This is a genomic window from Cellvibrio sp. (assembly GCF_053579595.1).
This window is the reverse complement of sequence record NZ_JBRFPI010000151.1, coordinates 1-9,891: the sequence shown is the minus strand read 5'-3', so window position 1 is coordinate 9,891 and position 9,891 is coordinate 1. Positions and strand designations below refer to the sequence as shown.

Here is a 9,891-nt window from a genome sequence, read left to right as displayed (position 1 = left end):
GATCAGGCACATCAGTAAAATGTAAAATTCGCGCGCGAAATGCACTTACATCAGAAGCAGTCATAACCAGCCTTAACACAAGAAAAAACGAAAGCGAAAATCAAAAACTCAATTCACCACCAAAAATTAACTGCCGCGATAGGTTGAATAACCATAGGCATTCAGTAACAGCGGTACGTGATAGTGCTCTTGCACATTGACCACCTGAAAACTGATTTGAATTTCCGGATAAAAACTGTTTTTCCCCTGCTGCAGGTACCAATCGCCGATGGCGAAATACAACAGATAGGACCCAGCCTGTAATGTGAAATCATTTTCCCACTGCATGATGCGGCCATCAGCATCGGTTGTGGCGCTGGCAATGGGCAGGTTGGTGTCCAGACGATGCAAAGTGACCCGCACATCGGCGGCGGGCTTGCCGGCGTCCAAATTTAAAATGTGGGTGGTGATAGCTGCTTTTTTCATAGCCTGTTTTCCGTAAATCATTCAATAAGTATCTATTAATTTGGCGAGGCGCAGACGGGTAATTTCACCCTGCTCGCGCGCACCATTTTGCAATTCCACTTCACGCGGGTTATCAATTCTGTCCTGAAGTAACCGCAACATTTCTTCTGCCGATTTTCCGCTGGCGCAAACAATAAAAATAAAACCGTTTTTTGCTTCATATTCCTTATTGAGCTGATACAGCCCCTGAATAACCGCTTCACTCGCCTGCAATACCTGCCCCTGCTCTTGCGTGGCACGCCCAGCATAACGGGAGCGAAGTAAACCGATATCGCCAATGCGCGCATGGCCGGAAAAAGCCTCAAGAATTTCCTTTTCCTCCACACCCGTCCAAAAACAATTGGCAGTAGTCAATAGTTTTTCCAAATTAGCAAAGGGGCGCCGTTCAGCCACATGTTTTGCCCAGGATTGGCAATGGCAACAACCGTAGAGCGCCGCCATAGCGTCTTCTTTTGGTAAGGCGTTAAATTCAGTTAGCGTCATCATTCAATCCTTTTAAAAATCGCACTCTATTCACACAAGATTCCCGTTGTCTTTTGCACTTGCATAATCGTTTTAATGTCGCGCCATGAAGTTGAGTGCCCTGACTGCACTGGCACACGCTGGTAATACAAGCTTTGCAATTGCGCCGCTATGGATACCGCCACTTCCATCGGCATTTTTCCTTTTACTTCAGGCAGACCAATCGGGCTGTAGATTTTTTCGATTGCTTGGGCTGCAAATCCGGCATCCACCAAACGTTTGCGAAAACGCAGCGCTTTGGTCTGCGAACCAATCATGCCTGCGTAGGCCCAGCGCTGATCGGATAACAATGTTTTGCACAGTGCATAATCCAAGGCGTGATCGTGGGTAAAAATAATTACCCAGGCATCATCCGGTAAGTGCGCAATTGCTTCGGTGGGATCGGCATAAAATTCGTAGCGGCAATTCGCTGGCAAACTATTGGTCATTAATTCCGGGCGATTATCGATAACCCGAACCTGGCACGGCAGCCCCGCAAGAATAGTCACCAGCGATTGGCATACATGCCCGGCACCAAAAAGTGCGATCTGCCAACTGCAGGCCGCAAAGGCTTCAAGCATTACCGTCACATTGCCACCACAACATTGCGCCGCTTCTGCCGCGAGTGGAATAGGTTTTAATATCTGGCAGGTTTTATTTTGCGTCAGCAGTTCACGCGCCTGTTGCACCAATAAAAACTCCAGCTGGCCGCCGCCGATGGTGTCATAAGTAGCATCGGTGGTGATCACCATTTTGCTGCCGCCATCGCGCGGTGTTGAACCCTGAGTGTTAATAATGGTGGCGATCACATAACCGTTGCCACGTTGTTGGCAGTGTTGGATTGCCGATGACCAGTTGAGGATTGCCATTAGATTGCACCTCTTGTTACTGACGTTTTTGATTCGCCACCTTGATTAAACGCAACACAGTCTTGCAGTGCCCAATAAATCCGCTCGGGTGTTGCGGGTGTATCCAGACGCGGGCTGAATTGATAATTAGTCGTACTGCTGCAGGCATCGCGCAGCGCCGCCCACACCGAGATCGCCAACATCAACGGCGGTTCACCCACCGCTTTGGATAAATGAATGGTGTTTTCCAAGTTCGGCTCATCAAATAATTCCACATTAAAAATGTCCGGCACGTCAAACGCCGTAGGAATTTTATAATTTGCAGGGCTATTGGAAATAATGCGGCCTTTTTCATCCCACAATAATTCTTCTGTGGTCAGCCAACCCATACCCTGGATAAAACCACCTTCAATCTGGCCTATATCAATCGCCGGATTTAATGATTTACCTACGTCATGCAAAATATCCACACGTTCAACTTTATATTCACCCGTCAAACAATCGAGCGTCACTTCAGACACTGCTGCACCATTGGCGAAATATAAAAACGGCTGACCTTTGGCGGTGGCGCGGTCATAGAAAATTTTGGGTGTGCGATAGTGCCCCGTTGCCGACAGCGCAACGCGATTGAGATAGGCGAGCTTGATAAATGCAGGAAAAGCCAACTCCTGTTCACCGAGCACAACCACATCATTGTTAAATTGGATTTGTTCCGCCGTGATTTGAAAATGCTCACACGCAAACGCCATTAAATCGGCTTTGATTTTGTCGCAGGCATCTTTGGCCGCCATCCCATTTAAATCAGTACCCGATGACGCCGCTGTGGGTGAAGTGTTGGGCACTTTATCCGTACGTGTCGATGACACCATGACGCGATGCACACTTACACCAAACGCACTGGCAACAATTTGCTGGATTTTGGTATAGAGTCCCTGCCCCATTTCCGTACCGCCGTGGTTAATCAGCAAACTGCCGTCGGTATAAATTTGCAATAGCGCACCGGCTTGGTTGAGATGCTTGGCAGTAAAGGAAATACCAAACTTCACCGGTGTTAAGGCAATGCCTTTTTTCAGTGTACGATGAGTGTTATTAAATTCGGTAATGGCGATGCGGCGAGCGCGATAGTCAGAACTTTTTTCCAAGCGCTCAATTAATACCGGCAATACATGTTGCTCGATTTTTTGTCCGTAAGGCGTTTCATCCGCACCCGGTTGGTAGAGGTTGGCTTTGCGTACATCAAGCGGGTCCTTGCCAAGTTTGCGCGCTATATCTTCCAACAGGGTTTCAATTGCCATCATGCCTTTTGGGCCGCCAAATCCGCGAAAGGCGGTGTTGGAAACAGTGTGGGTTTTGCAGCGCAAACCGAGAATGCGCGCGTTATTTAAAAAGTAGGCATTGTCTGCATGGAACATGGCGCGATCAACAATACCTTCCGACAAATCCGGTGAGAACCCGCACTTGCCAGCGAGCAACATATCGACGCCGAGTAATTTCCCCTCGCTATTGAAACCCGCGCGCCAGCGATTTAAAAAGTCGTGGCGTTTACCGGTTTGGATCATGTCATCGCGGCGCGGCATGCGGTAGCGCACCGGGCGGCGATTGCGCAGCGCAAATAATGCAGCGATACATGCAAGCGGCGCCGCCTGGCTCTCTTTGCCACCAAATCCCCCGCCCATGCGGCGAACTTCAGCGACCACCAAATGAAATGGAATCGCCAACACTTCAGCAACTAATTTTTGCAGTTCTGTGGGATGTTGTGACGAACTCACCACATGAATACCACCATCTTCAGTCAAGCGCGCTTCACTAATTTGGCCTTCGAGATAAAAATGCTCTTGCCCGCGCACATATATTTCGCCGCTTAATTGATGTGCAGCAGATTCAATATGCACATCCGGGTCACCGAGCAGTAATTGGTGCTGAGGCAATACAAAACTTTGTGCGGCGAGTGAATCTTCTACCGTTAATTGTGCAGGCAACTCTTCGTAATCAATTTTTGCCAGGAGTGCGGCGCGCTGCGCTGCTGCAAAACTCGTGGCAGCAACTGCAAAAATTGGCTGGCCGATAAATTCCACCAAATCACCTGCGAGCAGTGGATCACCGGAATACACAGGTGCGACATCAATTTTTCCGGGGATATCACTTTGCACAATCACATCGATCACACCGGGCGCAGATTTAACGGCAGACAAATCCAGCGCACGAATACGCGCATGGGGTTTACTGGATTGGCCGGTGGCAACAAATAAAGTGCCTGGTATAAGCGGTAAATCATCCACATATTCCGCCGCACCTTGTACATGTTTGTGTGCGGATTCGTGCGCGATGGAATGACCAACACCACCGGCAGCATTGCTCTTATTAGTTGCGGGCGACAATTCCGAATTAACAACAATTCTACGCATGGTTAAACAGCCTCTCTTCAATCGATTTACCCGAGGCTTCAGCCGCAAATTCGTAACAAGCTTTTTTGAGCAGATTGCAGGCCATGGCCATGCGGTAAGCAGCGCTGGCACGCACATCACTCAGCGGTGAGAATTCGCTGCGCAACAAATCACAGGCTTGCGCAAGAATCTCTTCATCGACATCGCCAGCAACATACCAGCTAGTGTTACTCAAAAATTGTTCGGTAATGCTGGCACGCTTGGGAATCGCCGCCATGCCACCAAAGGCAATTTTAAATTTGTTAGACGTTTGTCCACTCCAACAAAATGCACCCATCACTGCCGAAATATCGTCTTCATAGCGCTTGGTGATTTTGAATAATTTCAGTGGCTGCGAAAGTTGCGCGCGTGCAATGCGAATACGCGGAAGATATTCGCCCTCAACTAAAGTTGTTTTTTTGTAGTCGCGATAAAAATTCGTCAGCAATTCACGGCGGGCATTACCAGCGCTATCAACTATTTCCAGCTCGGCATCCATCACCAATAGATAAGGCGGAGCATCGGCAATCGGCGAGGCGTTACAAATATTTCCGCCGAGAGTCCCGCGATTGCGAATTTGGCGCGACCCCAAACGTGCGAGCAATGCAACAAATTCTGGCGAGTGATCAACCAGCGCTTTTTCCATTGCGCTGTAATTCGCCGCCGCCCCTAAAACAATCTCATCATTATTGATCTGGACTGCACAAAGACTTTCAATGCGGTTAAGGTCAATCAGTTGCGGAAGTGATTTGTATTGCTGGGTAACTTCCAGCATCAAATCGGTTCCACCGGCAACAAGGCGCGCCTGCGGATATTCAACCAGCAAATGCTGTAGTGCCGCTTCGGTATGTGGCTGCCAATAATCGCTGGCGCCATCGGACAAGTTTCTGCTGCAAGTCTTGGCAGGCTCGCCATTCATGCCCGCTAAAGGTGCATGGGGCACCCAATTTTGCACAAAACTGGCCACTTGGGCAGGTTTTTTAAGGACGGACAGGCCGGCATCGATAATCGGGCGATAACCCGTACAGCGACACAAATTGCCCGAGATTGCATCAATCACCGCTGCACGTTGCACCGCAATATCAGCCTCGGCCAAATCCGCGCCGCCCGCCAATTGCAGTCCCGCGAGCGACACAACAAAACCGGGCGTACAAAAACCGCACTGGGAACCGTGGCATTCCACCATCGCCGTCTGCACAGGATGCATTTCTTGCGGCGCTGCAGCCAAACCTTCTACCGTCACAATATGGCAATCCTGCAGGCTGCCGAGTGGGCAGATACAGGCGTTGACCGCGCTGTAAGCCATAGTATTTGCGCTCTGGCGGCCAACCAATACCGTGCAGGCGCCGCAATCACCCGAGGCGCAGCCCTCTTTGGTGCCCATCAAATTTTGCTGGCTACGAAGATACTGCAACAGCGTCAGATCTGCCGCTGCCTCCGCCAACTCAACTGGAACATTGTTCACCACCAACCGCACAGACTTTCCTCCAACAAATTGCCCCATGATGCAAGACGCAAAACCTTTAAATGGTTATAGCCGATTTCAGCTACACCGTTTGTTCTGCCTCTTCTCTGTATCCTCTCGCCATCACACAAAGCAAAAGTCTGGCCAGATAGACAATTTTTTATGAGTTTTTTGCCAAGGCAGGTATTTCACCGGCGCTGGCATGCAATTTGCTCAAACCAGTCTATCTTTTTGTCCAGATAGTCAGGTTTATGAGCGAGTTGGTTTATGTCTGAAAAAAAGGCCATGCGCCTTGAATTGCTTTCCCTCACCAAAGCCTATCCGGGCTGCATCGCGAATGACGCGGTGAGCCTGCAAGTAGCGCCAGGGGAAATTCATGCGCTGCTGGGGGAAAACGGCGCGGGTAAAAGTACGCTGATGAAAATGATCTACGGTGTAGTAAAACCCGATTCCGGGCAAATGACCTGGAATGATCGCGAGGTCAACATCACCGGCCCGGCTCACGCTCGCCAACTCGGCATGGGCATGGTGTTCCAGCACTTCTCGTTATTTGAAACATTAACAGTGACCGAAAATATCGCGCTCTATTTAACGCCTGCAGAATACGGCACGCTCGATTTACTGCGCGCACGCATTCTTGCGGTGGGCGATGAATACGGCCTCGCGATAAATCCTGACCGCCTCGTACACAGCCTGTCGGTCGGTGAACAGCAGCGCGTAGAAATTATTCGCTGCCTGTTGCAAGACATCCAACTTTTAATTCTCGATGAGCCCACCGCCGTACTCACTCCCCCCGAGGTAGCGCAGCTGATCGAGGTATTAAAAAAACTCGCGCACAAAGGGTGCAGCATTTTATTTATCTCGCACAAATTGCACGAAGTGAATGCACTCTGCGATAAGGCCACCATACTGCGCGGCGGCAAGGTGACGGGCACCTGTATTCCCCGCGACACCAGCCCTGGCGAAATGGCGCGCTTGATGCTCGGCGATGAATTGGAATTACAAGACACCATGCCCGCTGGCAACGCCGGTGAATGCCTGCTCGCACTCGATAAGATTGAAGTAAAACCGCGCGATGCCTTTGCTATTCACTTGCAGGATATTGAATTGCAATTACATGCGGGCGAAATTCTCGGCCTCGCTGGGGTTGCCGGTAACGGGCAAGATGAATTGGTGGATTTAATTAATGGCGAGCTGGGCAGCGATAGCGGCAGTTTAATTTTTCACGGAAAAGATATTGGCAATACCAGTGTGCAGGAGCGGCGCAATATGGGGCTAGGTGTTGTCCCCGCTGACCGTATCGGGCGCGGCGCTCTCGGCAATATGAGTCTGACCGAAAATAATTTGTTAACCAGTTATATCAACCAAACCGGAAAATTCGGCTGGCTGAATTGGCCCGCAATAAAAGCGCGCGCTGCCGAGATCATCTCAACTTACAAAGTCAAAGCAACAAGCGCCGAGGCCAGCGCCAAAAGTCTCTCCGGTGGTAACTTGCAAAAATTTATTATCGGCCGCGAGAATTTGCACAATCCAAAGGTGTTAGTCTGTTTTCATCCCACTTGGGGGGTTGATGTAGGCGCGGCCAATTTAATCCATCAGGAGCTGATTAAACTGCGCGACAAAGGCACAGCGATTTTGGTGATCAGCGAAGATCTCGACGAACTCTATTTATTGGCTGATCGGCTCGGCGCATTGTGCGGCGGACGCTTATCACCGCTCGCACCCAAGGCTCAGGTTCCGCTCGCACAACTCGGCCAATGGATGACCGGTAATTTTGGCAATCCCTCTATAGGCACAACAGCAGCGGAGGTTGCCCATGCGAATTGAAAAACGCCTGCAAGATTCGCAACTGATGGTGTATTTATCGCCACTGCTCGCGCTCTTATTAACACTCATCTCCGGCGCATTATTATTTGCATTACTCGGCCGCCCACCGCTCGGTAGCCTGTACACGTTTTTTATCGCGCCGATTAGCGATCTCTACGGGCTTTCTGAACTCGCGGTAAAAGTCACACCGCTATTACTCTGCGCGATTGGTTTAACGCTCTGCTTCAAAGCAAAAATTTGGAACATAGGCGCGGAAGGCCAATTTGTTTTTGGTGCACTAATTGGTGGAGCGGTGACATTACAACTGGCAGAGAGCGAAGGCTTTTGGGTACTGCCGGTGATTATCGCCAGCGGTGCACTCGCCGGTATGGCTTGGGCGGCAATTGCGGCGCTTCTACTGACACGATTCAACGCCAATGAAATTCTCACCACGATTATGCTCAATTATATCGCGGTAAATTTATTGCTCTGGGCAGTGCACGGCCCACTCAAAGATCCAGACGGACTTAATTTTCCCGAGTCGGCGCTGTTTGCGAGCCAGACATTATTGCCGGTGTTATTTGAGGATTATCGCGTAAGCATCGCCATTTTTATTGCTCTGTTTATGTTGGTGGTGATTTGGGTTGTGCTCACGCGCACGCTACTCGGCTTTCAATTGCGCGTAATGGGCGAGAACCACAACGCTGCACGTTTTGCCGGTTTTAAAAGCAAAAGCCTGATCTGGTTATTGCTGTGTTTCAGTGGTGCAATGGCAGGTGTGGCGGCGATTTCTGAAACCAATGGCCCGGTCGGACAACTGATTCCCACGCTCTCACTCGGTTATGGCTACGCGGCGATTATTGTGGTGTTTATGGGGCGCATGCATCCACTTGGAATTTTACTCGCGAGCTGTTTATTAGGGCTGACTTATCTCGGCGGCGAGATGGCGCAAATCGATCAGGGTTTACCAAAATCCATCACCGGATTATTCCAGGGCATGCTGCTGTTTTATTTGCTCGCCTGCGATTTGTTGATCAGCTATCGCGTGGTGCCGAATTCGCGCAGCGTTAAAACCTCAGCTATCACTCAATAATTCGCAATAAAATTAAGAACACAGGTAAGATTTTATGGATATAGGTTTGATCGAAAATATTCTCTTCGCCATGGTGCGCACTGGAACGCCATTGTTGTTAGTGGCACTGGGGGCGATGATGTCGGAGCGTTCGGGGGTATTAAACCTCGGCCAAGAGGGCATGATTTTAGTGGGCGCCGCCTGCGGATTTATCGCTGCTTACGCCGGTAGCAGTTTAGGCTGGGGCGTACTCGCGGCAGTTGTTGCGGGCATTGTGGTTTCGCTAATTTTTGCGTTTATCGCACTCACCTTAATTTCCAATCAGGTCGCCACCGGCCTTGCACTCACCATTTTCGGCACAGGCTTAAGCGCTTTTCTTGGCGCCGCTTATGTAGGCCAAACCGTTACTGGTTTTGCGCCAATTGCGATTCCGTTTTTAAGCGATATCCCGCTCATCGGCCAGGCATTATTTGCGCAGGACTTATTGGTATATCTCTCATTTATTTTATTTGCCGCTGTATTTGTGGTGATGCGTTACACACGTTTGGGATTAATTATCCGCGCCGTTGGCGAGAACCCCGAAGTGGCCCACGCACTGGGTTATAAAGTGTTGGTGGTGCGCTACTGCGCGGTTATGTTTGGTGGAGCCATGGCGGGCTTGGCCGGTGCCTATCTATCACTGGCTTACACACCTATGTGGTCAGAGGGAATTGCTGCCGGGCGCGGTTGGATCGCGCTGGCGCTAGTGGTGTTTGCCAGCTGGCGCACCGTGCGCATTTTATTCGGTGCCTGGCTGTTTGGTTTTGCGAGCATCCTGCATTTGTTATTGCAGGGTTATGGCTACGAAATTTCGCCCAACCTGGTCGGCATGTTGCCCTATGTAGTAACGATTGTTGTGTTGGTGATGATGATGTATCGCCAAAAGAATCAGGGCTTATTTGCGCCGCGTTCGCTCGGGCAACCCTATCATCCACTGAAGTAATTTTTTTAATGCTGCTAAATAGTTCGTCATACCTGCGAACGCAGGTATCCAGATTTTTAATGTTTATGGATACCCGCGTTCGCGGGTATGACGATGAAGTAACAAACAACTACACCACAAGAGGAACCATCATGACTCTGTTAACACGAAAAGCTTTTCTCCGTTTGCTAGGTGCAGCCTCGCTGTTCACTCTTAGCGCCAGTGTCTTTGCTGCGCCGCTAAAAGTCGGTTTTGTGTATGTGAGCCCGATTGGCGATGCCGGTTGGACCTACCAACACGATGAAGCGCGC

Annotated in this window: 8 protein-coding genes; 3 read left to right on the top strand and 5 right to left on the bottom strand. The window is 50.1% G+C overall.

Translation table 11 applies throughout. The features are described from left to right. Window positions 1–126 precede the first annotated feature (126 nt). The 5 genes from uraH to xdhA are packed head-to-tail and all read right to left on the bottom strand — an operon-like array spanning window position 127 to window position 5,753. Window positions 127–465, bottom strand: a complete 339-nt coding sequence (uraH, locus tag ACWA6V_RS10890) for a hydroxyisourate hydrolase (RefSeq protein ID WP_449522509.1) — start codon at window positions 463–465, stop codon at window positions 127–129. Between the two features lie 21 nt (window positions 466–486). Then, window positions 487–987 (bottom strand): 2-oxo-4-hydroxy-4-carboxy-5-ureidoimidazoline decarboxylase, encoded by a 501-nt coding sequence (gene uraD, locus ACWA6V_RS10885; protein ID WP_449522508.1) that lies wholly within the window; start codon window positions 985–987, stop codon window positions 487–489. 26 nt (window positions 988–1,013) lie between these two features. Next, the gene (gene xdhC / locus ACWA6V_RS10880; protein ID WP_449522507.1) at window positions 1,014–1,874 is read right to left on the bottom strand and encodes a xanthine dehydrogenase accessory protein XdhC; all 861 of its coding nucleotides are present in this window, start codon (window positions 1,872–1,874) and stop codon (window positions 1,014–1,016) included. Further along, the gene (xdhB, locus tag ACWA6V_RS10875; protein WP_449522506.1) at window positions 1,874–4,258 is read right to left on the bottom strand and encodes a xanthine dehydrogenase molybdopterin binding subunit; all 2,385 of its coding nucleotides are present in this window, start codon (window positions 4,256–4,258) and stop codon (window positions 1,874–1,876) included. The genes xdhC and xdhB overlap by 1 nt, the downstream gene beginning before the upstream one ends. Beyond that, window positions 4,251–5,753: a xanthine dehydrogenase small subunit gene (xdhA, locus tag ACWA6V_RS10870; RefSeq protein WP_449522505.1), complete on the bottom strand. Its 1,503-nt coding sequence runs from the start codon at window positions 5,751–5,753 to the stop codon at window positions 4,251–4,253. Before xdhA ends, xdhB begins: the two co-directional genes overlap by 8 nt. A gap of 255 nt (window positions 5,754–6,008) precedes the next feature. On the opposite strand from xdhA, the gene ACWA6V_RS10865 reads away from it, so the two are divergent. The 3 genes from ACWA6V_RS10865 to ACWA6V_RS10855 are packed head-to-tail and all read left to right on the top strand — an operon-like array spanning window position 6,009 to window position 9,601. Then, a complete protein-coding gene (locus ACWA6V_RS10865) occupies window positions 6,009–7,568 on the top strand; it encodes an ABC transporter ATP-binding protein (protein WP_449522504.1) in 1,560 nt (519 codons plus the stop codon). Beyond that, window positions 7,558–8,640 carry an ABC transporter permease gene (locus tag ACWA6V_RS10860; protein ID WP_449522503.1) on the top strand — a complete coding sequence of 361 codons (1,083 nt, stop codon included), beginning with the start codon at window positions 7,558–7,560 and terminating at the stop codon, window positions 8,638–8,640. The genes ACWA6V_RS10865 and ACWA6V_RS10860 overlap by 11 nt, the downstream gene beginning before the upstream one ends. Window positions 8,641–8,674: 34 nt before the next feature. Beyond that, window positions 8,675–9,601 carry an ABC transporter permease gene (locus ACWA6V_RS10855; protein ID WP_449522502.1) on the top strand — a complete coding sequence of 309 codons (927 nt, stop codon included), beginning with the start codon at window positions 8,675–8,677 and terminating at the stop codon, window positions 9,599–9,601. Window positions 9,602–9,891: the final 290 nt, after the last annotated feature.

Coding starts and splice junctions, on each gene's coding strand:
- ACWA6V_RS10860 (WP_449522503.1), top strand. CDS start 7,558: ATGCGAATTGAAAAACGCCTGCAAGATTCGCAACTGATGGTGTATTTA.
- ACWA6V_RS10865 (WP_449522504.1), top strand. CDS start 6,009: ATGTCTGAAAAAAAGGCCATGCGCCTTGAATTGCTTTCCCTCACCAAA.
- xdhC (WP_449522507.1), bottom strand. CDS start 1,874: ATGGCAATCCTCAACTGGTCATCGGCAATCCAACACTGCCAACAACGT.
- uraD (WP_449522508.1), bottom strand. CDS start 987: ATGACGCTAACTGAATTTAACGCCTTACCAAAAGAAGACGCTATGGCG.
- xdhB (WP_449522506.1), bottom strand. CDS start 4,258: ATGCGTAGAATTGTTGTTAATTCGGAATTGTCGCCCGCAACTAATAAG.
- ACWA6V_RS10855 (WP_449522502.1), top strand. CDS start 8,675: ATGGATATAGGTTTGATCGAAAATATTCTCTTCGCCATGGTGCGCACT.
- uraH (WP_449522509.1), bottom strand. CDS start 465: ATGAAAAAAGCAGCTATCACCACCCACATTTTAAATTTGGACGCCGGC.